The sequence below is a fragment of the Microbacterium sp. zg.Y1084 genome (genome assembly GCF_024623595.1).
Taxonomy (GTDB): domain Bacteria; phylum Actinomycetota; class Actinomycetes; order Actinomycetales; family Microbacteriaceae; genus Microbacterium; species Microbacterium wangruii.
Genome location: NZ_JANJGV010000003.1, coordinates 166,011 through 182,927, shown reverse-complemented (window position 1 = coordinate 182,927; position 16,917 = coordinate 166,011). Strand labels below are relative to the sequence as shown.

15 protein-coding genes and 1 tRNA gene are annotated in these 16,917 nt (G+C 70.4%); 3 read left to right on the top strand and 13 right to left on the bottom strand.

Going from position 1 to position 16,917, the window contains the following annotated elements; all coding sequences use genetic code 11:
- Positions 1–55: 55 nt before the first annotated feature.
- From NQ165_RS05325 to NQ165_RS05315, 3 genes are all read right to left on the bottom strand, one after another.
- The gene (locus tag NQ165_RS05325; protein WP_257526217.1) at positions 56–496 is read right to left on the bottom strand and encodes an Hsp20/alpha crystallin family protein; all 441 of its coding nucleotides are present in this window, start codon (positions 494–496) and stop codon (positions 56–58) included.
- A gap of 213 nt (positions 497–709) precedes the next feature.
- Positions 710–782 (bottom strand) — tRNA-Arg (locus tag NQ165_RS05320).
- A gap of 84 nt (positions 783–866) precedes the next feature.
- Entirely contained in the window at positions 867–1,463 is a 597-nt protein-coding gene (locus NQ165_RS05315; protein WP_257526218.1) for an asparagine synthase, read from the bottom strand.
- An 81-nt stretch (positions 1,464–1,544) separates the two neighbouring features.
- On the opposite strand from NQ165_RS05315, the gene NQ165_RS05310 reads away from it, so the two are divergent.
- The 3 genes from NQ165_RS05310 (at position 1,545) to NQ165_RS05300 (ending at position 4,604) form a co-directional block, all read left to right on the top strand.
- Positions 1,545–2,438 carry an SDR family oxidoreductase gene (locus NQ165_RS05310; RefSeq protein ID WP_257526219.1) on the top strand — a complete coding sequence of 298 codons (894 nt, stop codon included), beginning with the start codon at positions 1,545–1,547 and terminating at the stop codon, positions 2,436–2,438.
- Positions 2,439–2,509: 71 nt separating this feature from the next.
- Positions 2,510–4,270: a carbohydrate-binding domain-containing protein gene (locus NQ165_RS05305; protein WP_257526220.1), complete on the top strand. Its 1,761-nt coding sequence runs from the start codon at positions 2,510–2,512 to the stop codon at positions 4,268–4,270.
- A gap of 133 nt (positions 4,271–4,403) precedes the next feature.
- A complete protein-coding gene (locus NQ165_RS05300; RefSeq protein WP_257531967.1) occupies positions 4,404–4,604 on the top strand; it encodes a hypothetical protein in 201 nt (66 codons plus the stop codon).
- Positions 4,605–4,685: 81 nt separating this feature from the next.
- Here NQ165_RS05300 and NQ165_RS05295 read toward each other — a convergent pair whose 3' ends face one another.
- The 10 genes from NQ165_RS05295 to NQ165_RS05250 form a co-directional block, all read right to left on the bottom strand.
- Positions 4,686–5,624 carry an aldose 1-epimerase family protein gene (locus NQ165_RS05295; RefSeq protein ID WP_257531965.1) on the bottom strand — a complete coding sequence of 313 codons (939 nt, stop codon included), beginning with the start codon at positions 5,622–5,624 and terminating at the stop codon, positions 4,686–4,688.
- Between the two features lie 2 nt (positions 5,625–5,626).
- Complete coding sequence (gene araA / locus NQ165_RS05290; RefSeq protein ID WP_257531963.1) at positions 5,627–7,129, bottom strand: L-arabinose isomerase; 1,503 nt, start codon at positions 7,127–7,129, stop codon at positions 5,627–5,629.
- Positions 7,130–7,149: 20 nt separating this feature from the next.
- Entirely contained in the window at positions 7,150–8,733 is a 1,584-nt protein-coding gene (locus NQ165_RS05285; RefSeq protein WP_257531961.1) for a xylulokinase, read from the bottom strand.
- Positions 8,734–8,827: 94 nt separating this feature from the next.
- A complete protein-coding gene (locus tag NQ165_RS05280) occupies positions 8,828–9,880 on the bottom strand; it encodes an ABC transporter permease (RefSeq protein WP_257526225.1) in 1,053 nt (350 codons plus the stop codon).
- On the bottom strand, positions 9,877–10,959 hold the full coding sequence (locus NQ165_RS05275; protein WP_257531958.1) for an ABC transporter permease: 1,083 nt from the start codon (positions 10,957–10,959) through the stop codon (positions 9,877–9,879). The genes NQ165_RS05280 and NQ165_RS05275 overlap by 4 nt, the downstream gene beginning before the upstream one ends.
- Positions 10,956–12,572, bottom strand: a complete 1,617-nt coding sequence (locus NQ165_RS05270; protein ID WP_257531956.1) for a sugar ABC transporter ATP-binding protein — start codon at positions 12,570–12,572, stop codon at positions 10,956–10,958. The genes NQ165_RS05275 and NQ165_RS05270 overlap by 4 nt, the downstream gene beginning before the upstream one ends.
- A 119-nt stretch (positions 12,573–12,691) precedes the next feature.
- Positions 12,692–13,696: an ABC transporter substrate-binding protein gene (locus tag NQ165_RS05265; RefSeq protein WP_257526228.1), complete on the bottom strand. Its 1,005-nt coding sequence runs from the start codon at positions 13,694–13,696 to the stop codon at positions 12,692–12,694.
- Positions 13,697–13,869: 173 nt separating this feature from the next.
- The gene (locus NQ165_RS05260) at positions 13,870–14,886 is read right to left on the bottom strand and encodes a LacI family DNA-binding transcriptional regulator (RefSeq protein ID WP_257526229.1); all 1,017 of its coding nucleotides are present in this window, start codon (positions 14,884–14,886) and stop codon (positions 13,870–13,872) included.
- A 137-nt stretch (positions 14,887–15,023) separates the two neighbouring features.
- The gene (locus tag NQ165_RS05255; RefSeq protein WP_257526230.1) at positions 15,024–16,112 is read right to left on the bottom strand and encodes a DUF916 domain-containing protein; all 1,089 of its coding nucleotides are present in this window, start codon (positions 16,110–16,112) and stop codon (positions 15,024–15,026) included.
- Between the two features lie 115 nt (positions 16,113–16,227).
- Complete coding sequence (locus NQ165_RS05250; RefSeq protein ID WP_257531954.1) at positions 16,228–16,869, bottom strand: hypothetical protein; 642 nt, start codon at positions 16,867–16,869, stop codon at positions 16,228–16,230.
- Positions 16,870–16,917: the final 48 nt, after the last annotated feature.

Below are 16,917 nucleotides of genomic sequence, written 5' to 3'. Positions count from 1 at the left end.
TACGACAGAAGCCCCGGACCTGGCCGGTCCGGGGCTTCCGCCGATCAGGCGATGGTCACGCCTGCGGCGACTCGCTCACCTGCATCGAAGGGTTCGAGTCCTCGGTCGTCACCTCGACCTTGCGGGGCTTGGCCTTCTCGCTGACGGGGATCTTCACACTCAGCACACCGTTGCGGTAGGTCGCGGCGATGCGCTCGGTGTCGAGGCCCTGCCCGAGGCTCAGCTGGCGCAGGAAACTGCCGGCTTCGCGCTCGCGGGTGATCCACTTCACGCCCTCACCCACGTTGATCGTGCGCTCCGCGCGGATGGTCAGCAGCTGACCGTCGACGTCGATGTCGACCGACCCCGGGTCGATGCCGGGCAGATCGGCCTCGAGCACGTAGTGGTCACCCTCCCGGTAGAGGTCCATCGGCATCTGCCGCGGGCCGCGGCGGGCGGGGTCCATCAGGGTGTTCGCGAAACGCTCCAGGTCACGGAGCGGGTCGTAGTTCGCCATTCTCGTCTCCTCTTGAGCAGTGCCGGACGCCCGGCATCCTTGTGCAGTCTCAAAAGTTGAGTCGTCTCGACTCAACTGCGCGAATAGACTAGCACTCGTCGCGGAGACTGCAAGGGGTGCGCAGGAGCGGCGCCGGCCTGCCGTGGCGGGGCGCCTGAGAAACACGAAAGGCCCCGGCGAACCGGGGCCTTTCGTTACTGTCTCAACACAGTGTGCGCCCGAAGGGACTCGAACCCCTAACCTTCTGATCCGTAGTCAGATGCTCTATCCATTGAGCTACGGGCGCATGGTCCGAACTGTCGTGCGGGCCGTCGTAAAGCCTACCCGACGCGGGCGCAGTGCGCGAATCGGGCTGCGCGAGCCGGGCGTGTCAGCGGGTCTCGGCGGCGTCCGCGCGCTCCGCCGCCGCCTGGTCCACCGCGCGGCGGTGGGCGCGCAGCCTGGGCAGGTCCACCATGCGCAGCGCCTGCATGCGCGCCTGACGCATGGTCTGGTAATCCGGGTCCAGGTCGGGGCGGGCTGCCTCGATGCGCAGGTTGCGGTCGATGTTCTTGGCCACTTCCGCCCACGCCGCGTCGCGGGCGTCGTCGACGAGCCTGGTGAGCTCCTCGGGATCCTCCGCGCGCTCGCGCAGTTCCTTCGCGATCTTCTCCGACTGCTTGCGGCGTTTGCGGAGGTTGCGCACGTCGCGACTGCGGTAGTCGTGCGTGCCGTCGGAGTCGGTGTGGCGGCCTCGGGCGGCCTTGCGGTCCCGCTCGGCGCGCTCCGCGTCGGCCTGCGCCTCGGCCGCGAGGTTCAGCAGCGTCTCGCGGGCATCGGGGAGGAACCGGGCGACCTCGAACCCCTCGGCGCCGGTGAGGAGGTCCACCAGAATGCGGTTCTTCAGCGTCAGCCGGGTCGCGGCGGACGCGATGTAGAGCCCCTCGGCGACGATGTCGTCCTGCTTCGGCTTCTTGCGCTGGGTCACGGCATCCCCCCTTGATCGATCCTACGGCGGGGGGTGCGCCAGAATCGAACCCACGGGAGCCGGCGGCGAAGGGGGCGGGCGATGCGACCACTGCGGGTGCACGGAGCCACGAGCGTCATCACGGGGGCAGCGGCCGGGATGGGCGCGGAGACGGCCAGGCAGCTGGCCGCGGCCGGCGCCCGCATCGCCCTGGTCGACCGCGACGAGGTGGGGATGGATGCCGTGCGGGCGTCGCTTCCCGGCACGGGTCACACCGTCCACGTCGTGGACCTCACCGACGACGATGCCGTCACCGCGGCGGCCGCGGCGATCGCGGCATCCCACCCGCAGCTGCAGACGCTCATCACGTGCGCCGGGTCATCCATGCTCGGCTCGATCGAGCAGCTCACGATGGCCGAGATGCGGTGGCTCATGGACGTGAACCTGTGGGGCACGGTGAACATCACCCAGGCGCTGCTCCCGGCGCTGCGGCGCGCCCCCGCCGCCCACATCACCCACCTCGCCTCGGTCTACGCCCTCGCCGCCCCCGCCGGGCGCGTCCCCTATGCCATGAGCAAGTTCGCCGTGCGCGGGTTCAGCGAGGCTCTGCGCCATGAGCTCGCCGGCTCCCCCGTCACGGTCGGGGCGGTGTACCCGGCGGGGGTGAAGACGGGGATCGTGCTGCGCGGCCGGTATGCCGCAGCACTGGATCCCGCCGTCGCCCGGCGCGCCGCCGCCGCGCAGGCGGCCATGTACCGGACCGAGCCTGAGGATGCCGCCCGGCGGATTGTGGCCGCCACCGTGCAGCGCCGTGCCCGCACCTTCATCGGCGGCCAGGCCCGGGTCGTCGACCTGCTGACCCGCGCCACCCCGGCCCACTACTGGAGCGTCATGCGCCGGCCGCTGCGCGACGCCGTCGACACGACGACTCCGCCCACCACGAGTGGCACCCCGGATTCGCACCCAGGACATGGGAGCGCCATAGGTTCCCCATAGCAGTGAGGAGCTCAATGGATGGTGTCGCACCGTGCCCGGGTGCGCCACTTCTCCGCTGGAAAGGAGCATCCATGACACCGCGCGACGACGCCCGCCCCTCCCGCCGCCGGCGCTGGCTGGTGGCCGCCCCCACCGCCCTGGCGCTGACCCTCGCCGGGTGCGCCACCGATGCTTCGACGGCCGGCACCGGCGCCGGCGCCGCGACGCCTCAGCCTGAGTCGTCCGCGCCCGCCGTGGACGCCACCCTCGACGGCTTCTCCACCGCCGCCGATGTGCGCGCCGGCAACGAGCAGCCCGACGACTCCGCCGACTCGGCGGACGTGGCCCTCGCGGATGCCGTCACCATCGACCTCGCCGGCTCGACGGCGACCGCCTCGCCGTCCGGCGCCGTCACGATCGACGGCTCCACCGTGACGATCTCCGCCGCAGGCACCTACCGCCTCTCCGGCGAGCTCGACGGGCAGATCGTCGTGGCCGCCGCGGAAGACGCCGCGGTGACCCTCGTGCTCGACGACGTCGACGTGGCCAACTCCGACGGCGCGGCCATCGACATCCGCTCGGCCGGCCAGGCGGCCGTCGTGCTCGCGGGCGGATCCTCGAACGTGCTGAGCGATGCGCGCACCTATCCGGACGACGCCGACGCGCACGCCGCCCTGCACAGCGCGGCCGACCTCACGATCACGGGCGAGGGTTCCCTCGCCGTCGCGGGGAACGGCGGCGACGGCATCGCCTCGGCCGGCGGCCTGGTCATCCGCTCCGGCGAGATCACGGTCGACGCCGTGGGCGACGGCATCCGCGGGACCGACCACCTCGTCGTCCGCGACGGGGTGCTCGACATCACCGCCGGGGACGACGGGCTCACGTCCGACGACGAGGAGCACGCCGAGCGCGGGTACGTCGACATCGCCGGCGGCACCGTCACGGTGTCGTCGGGCGACGACGGCATCGACGCGTCCACCGATGTGGTGCTCACCGGCGGGAGCGTCGACATCACCGCCGGAGGCGGAGCGGCCGGCGACCCCGAGTCGGGCGCCAAGGGGGTGGTCGCCGGCACGATCGCCGTGCTCGAGGGCGGCACACTGACGATCGATGCAGCCGACGACGCCGTCGACACCGACGCGTACGTGCACCTTGCGGGCACCGTCGCGACCCTCGCCTCGGGCGACGACGGCGCGCACGCCGAGCTTCAGCTGGTCGTGTCGGGGGGCGAGGTCACCGTCCCCCGCTCGGTCGAAGGCCTCGAGGCCGGCCAGATCACCATCACCGACGGGTCGATCGAGATCACCGCCGGCGATGACGGCATCAATGTCTCGGAGCCGGATGCCGGCACCGCCGAGCTCACCCTCGTCATCTCGGGAGGCGACCTGCGCGTCGACGCCGACGGCGACGGATTGGACGCCAACGGGTCGATCGTGATCACGGGCGGGTCGACGATCGTGCAGGGGCCGACCAGCGGCGGCGAGGGCGCGCTCGACGCGGACGCCGGCATCACCATCGAGGCGGGCACGCTGTTCGCGCTGGGCTCCGCCGGCATGGCCCAGGCCCCCTCGGCCGACTCCGCGCAGGCCAGCGTGCAGTTCACCGTCACCGGAGTTCCCGAGGGCACCGAGCTGACCGTGGTCTCTGCCGAGGGCGAGCAGCTGGGCACGGTCATCTCTGCCAAGCAGGTGCAGAACGTCGTCTTCTCCGCGCCCGAACTCGTCAACGGCGAGACCTACACCCTGACCTCCGATGGCCGGACGCTGTCGACCGCTGTCGCGGGTCAGCAGCGTGCGGGCGGCATGGGCGGCCCCGGCGACGGGATGGTGGGGCCGGGCGGAACCCGCCCCTGACGACGCGGTGCCCCGCCGGGATCACTCCCGTCGCGCCGGCTCAACCTCTCGCAAGGGCGTCGTTGCAGGGCTAGGGTCGGGGCCACGACGGACCGACGGGTGACCCCGGCCCGCCTCAGGAGAGGAGCGAGAGATGGGTTTTCTGGACGACGCGAAGAACGCCGCTGAGACGGCAGGCCGCAAGGCCAAGGAAGCGTTCGAAGACACCGCCGACCGCATCAAGGACAAGGTCGACGAGCGCAAGGCCGAATCCGACGTGAAGAAGGCCGAAGCGGAGCGCGACTCCGTGCAGACGCGCAACGAGGTCAAGGAGAAGCTCCGCGGCGACGACTGAGCGACAGGCTGAGCAACCTCAGCGGAAGGCCCCCGGAAGCGATGCCGGGGGCCTTCCGCCTGTCCGACGGCGGAACCGAGGTCAGATGGCGAAGATCCGCCAGCTCGCCTCGGCTGTCGCGCCCGGCTCGATGACGAGCAGGCCGGTGTCGAAGCCGTAGCGCGGCGCGTTGAACGCGTCGGGGGCGCAGGTCATCGGCTCGACCGCCAGCCCGATGCGGTGACTGGGATCGGCCGCGCCATCGGGCCGATCGGCGGTGTGCACCTGCACCCAGGAGCAGGCGGCATCCCACGCGATCCCCGCGCCGCGGCCGTCGGCGGCCGTGACGCGCACGGTCGTGACACCGTCGTCACCGGGGGCGAGTCCGGTGAAGGCGTGGTCCATCTCGGTCGCGCCGATCGCCCGCGGCGCACGGAAGTCGAAGGCCTCATCGACGGGACCGAGGGTCGTGGGCACCAGCCGGTCGGGCGTGACCGAGAGCACCTCGGATGCCGGCAGCTCGAGGGTCCAGTCGTCGACCGTGCCCTCCCCCGCGACGAGGTAGGGGTGCGGACCCGTGCCGAACGGGACGGGTCCGGCCGAGAGGTTCTGCGCGCGCACCGTCTGCGTCAGGCCGTCGTCGCCGAGGGCGAAGGTGGTCTGCACGCGCACGCGCCAGGGGTACCCCGTCTGCGGCTCGACGGTCGCGGCGAGGGTGACGTGATCGGGTCCCTTGTCGACCGGCTCGAAGTCGAGCCAGGCCGCCAGGCCGTGCAGCGCGTGCCCGCGCTCCGGCTCGGTGAGGGGCAGCTGCTGCTCGGTGCCGCCGAACGCGTACCGGCCGTCGACGACGCGGTTCGGCCAGGGGGCGAGGGTGGCCCCGCGGTACGCCGGGCGCACCTCGTCGGCGTCGAAGGGGACCACGAGGTCGCGGCCGCTGTGCGTGAACGAGCGCAGCGAGGCGCCGACGCTCGCGACGACGACCTCGCACGCGCCGCGGCGGAGGGTGTGCTGCGTGCCACTGGCGGGAAGGTGCGCCATGATCAGATCCCCTGCGCCAGGCGGTAGTACGCCGCGTTCCAGCGCAGCTCCTTCTGGAAGCCGCGCACCGTGGTGTCCTCGTCGATGACCAGCAGCTCGGTGCCGGCGATCTCGGCGAAGTCGCGGAACACCTCGATGCCCACGGCCGTGCTCATCACGGTGTGGTGGGCGGCGCCCGCGGCCAGCCAGCAGCCCGCGCTCGTGGCGAAGTCGGGCGCCGGCTTCCAGACCGCGCGTCCCACGGGGAGGTTCGGCAGGTCGGGCGCCTCCACGTTCTCGACCACGTTCGCCACCAGGCGGAACCGGTCACGCATGTCACTCATCGCCACGACCACGGCAGGACCGGGGTCGGCGGTGAAGACCAGGCGCACCGGGTCGTCCTTGCCGCCGATGCCGAGCGCGTGCACCTCGAGCCGCGGCTTGGCGCTCGTCAGCGACGGCGAGACCTCGAGCATGTGCGCGCCGAGGATCTTCTCGTCGCCCGCCACGAGGTCGTAGGTGTAGTCCTCCATCAGGCTCGCCCCGCCGGGCAGGCCCGCACCCATCACGTTGGCGACCCGCACCAGGATGGCCGTCTTCCAGTCGCCCTCGGCGCCGAAGCCGTAGCCCTCGGCCATGAGGCGCTGCACGGCGAGACCGGGGAGCTGCTTCAGCGCGCCCAGGTCCTCGAACGACGTGGTGAACGCGCCGAAGCCCCCCGCTTCGAGGAACGTCCGCAACCCGACCTCGATGGCCGCGCCGTCGCGCAGCGACTGGTGACGCTCGGCGCCGGGCCGCAGTTCGTCGGCGACGTCGTAGAGCTCGAGGTACTCGGCCACGAGGGCGTCGACCTGCTCGTCGGATGCCGCGGCGACGGCATCCGCCAGTTCGTTCACGCCCCACGTGTTCACCTGAACGCCGAAGCGCAGCTCCGCCTCGGTCTTGTCCCCTTCGGTGACCGCGACGTAGCGCATGTTGTCGCCGAAGCGGGCGAGCTTGAGGGTGCGGGCGGCCTGCCAGCCGGCGGCGGCGCGCTGCCACTGCTCGATCTGCTCGCGCACGACGGGGTTCGACACGTGCCCGACGACCGTCTTGCGCGCGACGTTCAGCCGCGTCTGGATGTACCCGAACTCGCGGTCGCCGTGGGCGGCCTGGTTGAGGTTCATGAAGTCGAAGTCGATGTCGGCCCACGGCAGCTCGACGTTGGCCTGCGTGTGCAGGTGCAGCAGCGGCTTCTGCAGGGCATCGAGGCCGGCGATCCACATCTTGGCGGGGCTGAAGGTGTGCATCCACGCGATGACGCCGATGACGTCGTCGCGTCCGTTGACCTCGAGGGCCAGGCGGCGGATGCTGTCGGAGTCCTTCAGCACGGGCTTCCAGACCACGCGGACCGGGAGATCCGAGAGTCCGGCGACGACGGCCTGCGACTGGTCGGCGACCTGGCGGAGCGTCTCTTCGCCGTACAGGTTCTGGCTGCCGGTGACGAACCAGACCTCGTAGGCGTCGAGGGAGGTGGAGAGGGCCATGGTGTTCCTTCGGTGTCGGGTCAGAGGGCGGCGACGGCGGCGGCCTCGATGGCGAGGCCCGCGCGGTAACGATCGAGGTAGGCGGCGAAACCCGCGACATCGGCGGGGTCGGGGTCGGCGACGGTGACGTCGGCGCCGGCGAAGACCGCGCGGTCGAGGTAGGCGGAGAGGTCGGTGTCGGCGGCGTGGGAGAGGTACGACGCCAGCACGGCGATGCCCCACGCGCCGCCTTCGGCCGCCGTGTCGCCGACGGCGACGGGCGCGCCCAGGGCGCCGGCGAGGAAGCGCTGGGCGACCCCGGCGGTGCGGAACATGCCCCCGTGGGCGAACATGCGATCCAGCGCCACGCCCTCCTCGTCGAGCACCCGCATGCCGAGGGCCAGCGTGCCGAAGACGCCGTAGAGCTGGGCCCGCATCGCGTTGGCGAGGGTGAACGTGCTGTCGGGGGTGCGGACGAACAGCGGGCGGCCCTCGTCGAGCCCCGCGATCGGCTCGCCCGCGAGGTGGTTGTAGGCCAGGAGGCCACCGGCGTCCGGGTCGCCGGTCAGCGCCTCGCGGAAGAGCGTCTCGTACACGGCATCCGCGTCGAGCGGCGAGCCTGACGCTTCGGCGAAGCGGGCGAACATCGCCGCCCACGCCGCCAGCTCGCTCGCGCCGTTGTTGCAGTGCACCATGGCGACGGGGTCGCCGGCGGGCGTCGTGACGAGGTCCAGCTCGTGGTGCGCGCGCGCCAGCGGCCGCTCGAGCACGACCATCGCGAAGATGCTCGTGCCGGCGCTGACGTTGCCGGTGCGCGGCGCGACGGCGTTGGTGGCGACCATCCCGGTGCCGGCGTCGCCCTCGGGCGGGCAGAGGGGGATGCCGGGACGCAGGGCGCCCGTGGGATCGAGCAGGGCCGCCCCCTCGGCGGTGAGGTCCCCGGCGCGCGTGCCCGCCATGAGCACCTCGGGAAGGAGCGCCGCCAGGTCGAGGCCGGTGCCGAGACCGGCGAAGCGTGCGAGCAGCTCGGGGTCGTATCCGCGCGTCGCCGCGGCGATGGGGAACATGCCCGAGGCATCGCCGACGCCCAGCACGCGGCGGCCGGTGAGACGCCAGTGCACGTAGCCGGCCAGCGTCGTGAAGAAGTCGATGCGCGGCACGTGGGGCTCGTCGTCGAGCACAGCCTGGTAGAGATGCGCGATCGACCAGCGGTGCGGGATGTTGACCTCGAACAGCTCGGTCAGCGCTGCCACGGCCGGGCCGGTGTTCGTGTTGCGCCAGGTGCGGAACGGCACCAGCAGCTCACCGGCGGCGTCGAAGGCCAGGTAGCCGTGCATCATCGCCGAGACGCCGATCGCACCGAAGGTGTCGGGCACGACGCCGTAGCGCATCTTCACGTCGGCGACGAGGTCGGCGTAGGCCGCCTGCAGCCCCGACCAGACGTCGTCCAGGGAGTATGTCCACAGCCGCCCCTCGAAGCGGTTCTCCCAGTCGTGACTGCCGACCGCGAGCACGTCGGCCGGATTCTCCCCGACGAGGCAGGCCTTGATGCGTGTCGAGCCGAGCTCGATCCCCAGGGACGTTCGGCCGGCGCGGATGGCGTCGGCGATGGTCGGCTCGCTCATGAGCGTCTGGTCTCCACCCTCTTCTACGGACAATCCCCCGCCGCGATGTTACCGGTAAAGGCGCCGCTGCGACGCCCGCGCAACCGGGTGGGGCCTACTCGCGCTTCTTGCTCACCGCCCGCTGCAGCAGCACGAAGACGAGCAGGATGCCGCCGGTGATGATGGTCGTCATCTCGGGCCGGATGCTGCCGTCGCGGGTGATCAGCACGTTCATGAGCCCCAGGACGAGTGCGCCCACCACCGAACCGAGGACATAGCCGAAGCCGCCCGTCAGCAGGGTGCCGCCGATCACGGTGGCCGCGATCGCGTCGAGCTCCCAGCCGATGCCGGTGATGTTCTGCGCGATGCCGAGGCGCGACGTGTACACCACGGCCGCCACCCCCGACAGCGAGCCGCTGATGACGTACACGAGCAGCTTGGTCCTGGGCACGGGCAGGCCCATGAGGGTCGAAGAGTTCTCGGATCCTCCGATCGCGTAGACGGTGCGTCCGGTGCGGGTGCGGTGCAGCACGAAGAAGGCGGCGAGCACGACGACGAGCGCGACGATCACTCCGGGGGAGATGACGAGGTCGTTGACCTTGGGTCCGTCGATCACCTTGATCTGGGTTCCGAGTGCGCGGATGGGCGAATCGTCGGCGAGTCGCTCGGGAACGGTGCTCAGCAGCGACGCGAGGCCGCGGCCGAGGAACATCATCGCGAGCGTCGCGATGAACGGCTGCACGTTGAAGTACTGCACCAGGGTGCCGCTGACGAGGCCCGACAGCGTGCCGATGAGCACCATCAGCAGGATGACCATCGCGGGGTTCCATCCCGCATTGGACAGCATCACGCCGGCCACGCTGGACAGCGCGATGACGGCGCCGACCGACAGGTCGATGCCTCCGGTGAGGATCACGAACGTCATGCCCACGGCGATGATGATCAGGTGGGCGTTGTTGATCAGCAGGTTCGACAGCGTGCTGTACTGCACGATGCGTCCGTAGGAGAGCTCTCCGAAGACGACCATGCCGAGGAAGATCGTGATCGCGGCCACGGTCGGCAGCACCGAGGGGTTCGAGGTGACGACACGGCGGACCGCTGCGGCGAACCGGGCGACGCCCGAGGATCCGGGCGGCGTGCCGGCCGGGCGGGTGTCCAGGGCGGTCATGCCGCCACCTCCTGCTCGGTGCGCGCCGCGCTCGGCGAGGCAGCCGTGGGCGGGCGTCTGCGCTGCACGAACCAGCCGCGCACGCGCTCGGACTGCAGGAGGCAGAGCACCACGATCACGATCGCCTTGAACGCCGGCGTCGCCGAGGACGAGATCCCGAGGAACAGCACGGTCTTGTCCAGTGTCGCGATCAGCAGCGCGCCCACCGCGGCGCCGCCGATCGAGAACTTGCCCCCCGCCAGCGAGGTGCCGCCGATGACGACCGCGAGGATGGCATCGAGCTCCAGCTGATAGCCGGTGCGGCTGACGTCCACCGTCATGACCGTTCCCACGGACATGACGCCGGCGATTCCCGCCAGCACGCCGCTGGAGACGTAGACCGTGAGCAGCAGCCCTCTGGGCTTGATCCCCGCCATCCGGCTCGCCCTCGGGTTGATGCCGATCGCCTCGATCATGAGTCCGAGTGCACTGCGCCGAACGATGAGGGCGACCACGACGACGAGGGCGACCGCGAGGAAGAAGACGACGGGCAGCCCGATGAGGTAGCCGTTGGCGATCCACCGGAAGGGCGCGCTGGATGCCGATGTGTTCTGCCCCGACGTGATCACCTTCGCCAGCCCTCGGCCCGCGAGCATGAGGATGAGGGTGCTGATGAACGGCTGCAGGCCCACGTACGCCACGAGCACCCCGTTCACGGCTCCGAGCACGGCGCTCACCAGGAGCGCCAGACCGACCGCCGCCAGGGCGACGCCGACCGATCCCGAGTCGTCCGCCGCTTTCATGAACTCCATCGACACGGCGCCCGCGACGGCCATGACGGAGCCGACGGAGAGGTCGATGCCGCCTGTGGCGATGACGAGGGACATCCCGACGGCGATCATGAGGATCGGCGCTGCGGAGCGCAGGATGTCGATGACGTTGCCCACCAGGTTGCCGTTGGTGGGGTTGATCGACAGGGCGAGGTAGCCCGGGTCCTTCAGAACGTTCAGCAGCAGCAGGGCGAGGATGGCGACGATGCCCCAGACGAAGGGCTTGCGCAGGATGTCGCGGAGCGCCGCGGAGCGGACGGCGGCGGTCATGACCGGACTCCCGGCTCGGACGCATCGCCCGGATTCACGGCGTCGAGCCCCGGCTCGGCGTCGACCAGGCCACGATCGGCGGCCGCCGCGACGCCGTGTGCAGCGATGACGTCCACGACGCGTTCGGCGGTCACCTCCGGCCCGTTGGCGATCTCGCCGATCTTCTGATGGTCCTTGAGCACCACGATCCTCTCGCTCAGACGCACGACTTCTTCGAGCTCGGAGGAGATGAACACCACCGAGACGCCGCTCTCGGCGAGCTCGGCCACCGCCTCCTGGATCTCCGCCTTCGCGCCGACGTCGATGCCGCGTGTGGGCTCGTCGAGGATCAGCACCTCGGGGTTCGTGGCCAGCCAGCGGCCCAGCAGCACCTTCTGCTGGTTGCCGCCCGACAGATTCCTGATGAGCCGGTTCGGGTCGGCCGGCCGCACGTTCAGGGCGGTGATGTACTTCTGGACGATCTCGTCCTTCTCGCGTCGCGACAGCGGTCGGGCCCATCCCCGCTCCGCCTGCACCGCCAGGATGATGTTCTCCCGCACGGTCAGTTCGGCGATGATGCCCTCGTCGCGACGGTTCTCGGTCGAGAAGGCGATGTGGTTCGCCAGTCCGTCCGCCGGGTTCTTCAGATCGACGCGACGACCATGCACGGTGATCTCGCCCTGATCGGCTCGATCGGCCCCGAAGAGCAGTCGTGCGAGCTCCGTGCGCCCCGAGCCGAGCAGGCCGGCGAATCCGACGACCTCGCCGCGATGGACGGTCAGGTCGGTGGGCTCGATCGCCCCGCGCCTGCCGAGGCCTCGCGCGCTCAGCACCGGCTCCTCCGCGGCATGATCGCGCAGTTCGACGCGCCGGTTTCCGCCGAGGGAGTTGAGCGTGTCGAGGTCTTTGCCGATCATCTTCGAGATCAGTGAGCGGCGGTCGAGTTCGCGGGTCGCGTACTCCCCCTCGTACCGCCCGTTGCGCAGGATCGTCATGCGGTCGCTGATCGCGTAGACCTGGTCGAGGAAGTGGGAGACGAACAGGATGGCCACGCCCTGGTCCCGCAGCGCCCGGATCACCCGGAACAGGCTCTCGACCTCTGCGGCATCCAGGCTCGACGTCGGTTCGTCCAGGATGAGGACCTTCGCCTTGATGGCCATGGCCCGGCTGATGGCGACGAGCTGCTGCACCGCGATGGAGAGGGTGGACAGCGGCCGGTGCGTGTCGAGGTCACCCAGTCCGAGCTTCTCCAGCGCCTCGGTCGCCGCACGGTGCGTGGCCCGCCAGTTGATTCCGAACGGCCCGCGCACTTCGTGCCCCAGCATCACGTTCTCCCCGATCGACAGGTTGGTCACGAGATTGACCTCCTGGTAGACCGTGGAGATGCCGGCCGCCTGAGCATCGCTGGTGCCGTGGAGCTGTCGTTCCTGCCCGCTGACCATGATCGACCCCGAGTCGATCCGGTAGACGCCCGTCAGCGCCTTGATGAGGGTCGACTTCCCGGCGCCGTTCTCCCCCATCAGCGCGTGGACTTCACCGGGGAAGAGGCGGAAGTCCACCCCGTCCAGCGCTTTCACGCCAGGGAACGCGATGGAGATGTCGCGCATCTGCACGACCGGCAGTTCTTCGCTCATTGCTTCGCATCCTGTGATCGGCCGCAGTGACGACCAGGCTGTCGACCGCGGTGCGGGGCCGCGTCGGACCCCGCACCGCTGGTCGATGACTCCGAGGCGGGCGCTGGAGCGCCCGACCCTCAGTACTGGCGGTCGGCGAGGACGCTGTCGGCTGCCTCAGGCGAGTCGAAGGCGGTGCTGGGGACGATGATGTACGACTCCACCTCGTCACCGTTGAGCGCCTTCTCGACGACCTCCATCGCGGTCTCGCCGAACAGCGGGTTGTACTCGTGCACGAAGCTCAACTGGCCTTCGGCGAGCGCTTCCATCGCTGCGCGCGTGCCGTCGATGGTGGCGATCTTCACGTCGACACCCGGCGTCAGGCCGGCCTCTTCGACGGCCTGCGCCGCACCGAGTCCCATCTCGTCGTTCTGGGCGAAGATCAGCTGGATGTCGTTGCCGTTGGCCTTCAGAAGGGTCTCGGTGACGCTCTTGCCCTCCTCAGCCGACCAGTTGGCGGTCTGCGCCGCGACCTTCACGAGCGCGGAGCCGTCGACGGCGGCATCCCAGCCCTCGTTGCGCTCGTTGACGACGCCGACGCCGGCCGGGCCTTCCAGCACGATGTAGTTGCCGCCGTCGGGGAACTGCGACACCGCCCAGTCGCCGACCGCCTCTGCGACGACGATGTTGTCCGGGGCGATGCGGGTCACGTACAGGCTCGTGTCGTCGGGCTCGATGCCCCGGTCCAGCAGCACGACCGGGATCTCGGCCTCCTGAGCGCGCTTGAGCGAGTCCTCCCAGCCTGATGCCTCCGTTGCCGAGAGCAGAATGACGTCGACGCCTTCATCCACGAACGACGTGAACGCGTCGATCTGGGACTTCTGGTCGAGGTTCGTCGCCGGTGCGTACTTGAGCTCGTACCCGGCGTCCTCGGTGAAGGTCGACTGGATGTTCTTCTCGTTGGCTTCACGCCAGGCACCCTCGGGGCCGACCGCCACGAAGCCGACGGTGATCAGGTCGCCGTCACCGCCGGCGTCGGAGTCTCCCCCGCCGCCGCCGCCGCTCGCGCAGCCGGCCAACCCCAGGGCGAGGGCTCCCGCCCCGATGAACCCCAGCAGGCCGCGCATCCGCTTCTTCTGTGCCATTTCTCCTCCTTGAGAACTTCGGCGTTCATTCGTCGAAGTGAAAGGCGTGCTTGCCAGCACGCTCGGGTATGTGCGAGTCAACTGTGCGCGCTAACATCCCAAATGGCAAGCGTGCGATTCCGATTCGTTACCCTCTCGTTACCGCTGCCCCGAGGCGCCCGCCCGGGTCGGTCTCACGCAGGCGGACGCCCCGTCGAGCCCCGCACGATCAGCTTCGGCTCGATCATGTCGTGCTGCACGCGGGCCTCTCCGCCGATGGCGGCGATGATCTGCTGCAGCGCCAGCTCGCCGAGCGCGGCGAAATCCTGTCGCACCGTCGTCAGGGGCGGCAGGAAATGACGAGCGTCCGGCAGGTCGTCGAACCCCACGACGCTGATGTCGTGCGGAACGCGCAATCCCTGCTCCCACAGGCCGTGCACGAAGCCCAGCGCCATCTGGTCGTTGGCCGCGAAGACGGCGGTCACGCCGTCGGGCTCGAAGTCGCGCCCGATCGCGTAGCCGAAATCGGAGGTCCAGTCACCCGAGATCGACTTCGGGATCGGCAACCCGGCGAGCGCGAGCGCATCTCGCCACCCGCCGTCGCGTTCGCGGGCGTCATACCAGTCCAGCGGTCCGGACAGATGGAGGATCGAGCGATGACCCCGCTCGATGAGGTGGGTCACGGCCAGCGTTGCGCCCCCGCGCTGATCCACGGCCACCGAGTGCCAGACGTCGTCCTGCTCGGCCTTCACCACGATGGTGGGAAGCCCGGTGCTCTGCTGCCGGAGGATGTCCAGCGACGACGCGCGCGGGGCGATGACGCACAGCGCATCCACGCCCTGCGTGACCAATTCGACGACGCCGTCGTTGATCTGGGACTGCTCGTCTTCGGAGATGGAGAAGGCGCTGATGGCGTACCCGACGCGTCGCGCGGCACTCTCGAGCGCCCGCAGCGTGCTATTCGGCCCGTACTGCAGCGGTCCGTCCACGAGCACGCCGATGCGCATCGCACGGCGGGTGGCCAGCGCCCGCGCGATCGAGCTGCGCGTGTAGTTCATCTCATCGATGGCCTGCAGCACGCGCAGGCGCGTCGACTCGCGGATGTTGGGGTGGCCGTTCAGGACGCGCGAGACGGTCATGTGCGAGACGCCTGCCTGCTTGGCCACGTCGTAGATGCTCGGCCGCTGCCAGCCGCGATTCGGGTCGTTCACTTATGCCTCCAGCAGCACAAGCATGGTGGGTGCTGGAGTCGACCGCCACTTCGCGGCCGACCCGAGTTCCCGTGCGACCACCGCCTCGGCGTCGTCGGCGGCGGTGCGACCGGGCGATCTCATCGACGGCTCGCCCCTCAGGGCGTGGGGAGACCGTCTGAACGGGGCCGATCAGCGGATGCCGCCTGCCCGGCCGCGGCGGCACGGCCCTCTTCCCGCGCGGCCGCCAGGGCCGAGGCCAGATTGCGGGCGGACCGGCGCCTCCCCCAGAACAGAGCCGTGAGGATCAGCGCGACGCCGATGACGAGGCCGAGCTGGGGTGCGGGGATCGCCCAGAGCGCGAGGTCGGCGGTCACCGCGGAGATCGGGACGGAGTCGCCGCCGAAGTCGTAGGCGGAGGGGGTGAGCGAGATGGCCGTGGGCACCAGCAGCAGCGGCCAGACGTCGCTCACGGGCAGCGAGAAGGAGCGCTCGGCGCCGGGGAGCAGCGGGTACTGCGGCTGGCCGGCCGCGGGGAACGCGGTCGAGCCGGTGCCGGCGGTCACCGCCCCGGCCAGCGCCACGCTCGTGTTCCCGGTGTTGCGCACCGTGAAGTCGACCGTGGCGGACCCCGGCCGGAACGGATTCCAGGAGAGGTCGTACGCGCCCCCGGCTTCGGTGATCTCGACGGCCGGCGTGATCTCTCCCGTGACGCGGGTCATGAGCCGGAACCCGATGCGGCTCTCCACGCCGACCTCGGATCCCGCGGCATCCGTGCCGGCGGAGAGCACCGAGGCCGCGATGCCCGCGGCGTGATCTCCCGGCATCGCGTCATCGGGAACGGTCGTGGTGAACGGCACAACTGCCGTCGCGTTCGGTTCGACCGTCACGCTCGGGGGCAGGTCGATCCAGGTGCCGGCATCCACCGACTCCTCCGAGGAGGGCAGCATGTCGAAGCGACCGTTCGCGGTGTAGTAGCCGTCCGCCGCGGTCAGTCGGAACGTGACGGTGACGGTGCTGAGGTTTCGCACCGCGAAGTGATCCTGGGTAGAAGCGCCCGGATCGAGTTCCTGCTCGATGATGCCGCGGCCGTCGGGGCCGGACTCGGTGGCCGGGGTCACCGCCCACGTGATCGTCCCGTCGTCGGCATGCGCGACGGGAGCCGCCACGCACAGCGCCGCGACGACGCCGAGGACAAGCGCCGCCCGTCCCAGCAACCCGGCGCCGGTCTTCACACTGGTGCTCATGACCCTCCCCCTTCGCGCGATCATCGGGGGAATCGTGGCCAGGACAGCCCCGATTCCCCCGATGGCGCCTTCGATCCGGATACGCCTCATCCGAGGCGACGGCGGACCCTCCTCGTCAGAGCACGTCCTCGAACAGCGACAGCGTCACCGTGGACGAGTAGTCGCCCGGGGCGACGTCCGCGCCGGTCTTCAGGAAGAGCGCGGCCGTGGCGGACCACGACGTCTCCCCCGACTCGGCCAGGGTGGCCGAATCGAAGGCTGCGTACAGCAGCTCCTGGCCGACCAGCCCCACCGCATCCGGCCCGTCATCGACGATCGTGTCCACCTGGTCGCCCTCCATGACCAGGCCGTCTCCCTCGTCGATGACGTCGGGTGCCCAGCCGAGGTTGCCGGCGCTGATGGCGGGCTGGCCGCTGTCGCCGGCGAAGTCGGTGGCTTGACCGACGACGTACCACCAGCGATCGGCTCCGATCTCCGCCGCCTCGCGCGTGTCCGTGACGGTGACTTCTGGCAGCCCGCCGTCGAACCGACGCACCTCCGGCTCACCCGAGGCCACTTCGGTGAGGGAGGACGACGTGCCGGCCACCGACAGGCTGAGTGAGCCCGATCCCGTCGCGGGCGCGATCGAGACACTGACCTCGACCTCTTCATCACCGTACGCGTCGACCGCGAACGCGGCGCCGGCGGTGCCGGCGAGCACGAGACCGCCGAGGGCGGCGACCGCGAGCCGCGCGGTCATTCCTGTGGAAAACTTCATTGCTTTCTCCATTCTCCGGTCGACGTCCACGTCGGCCGGCCCCAAAAA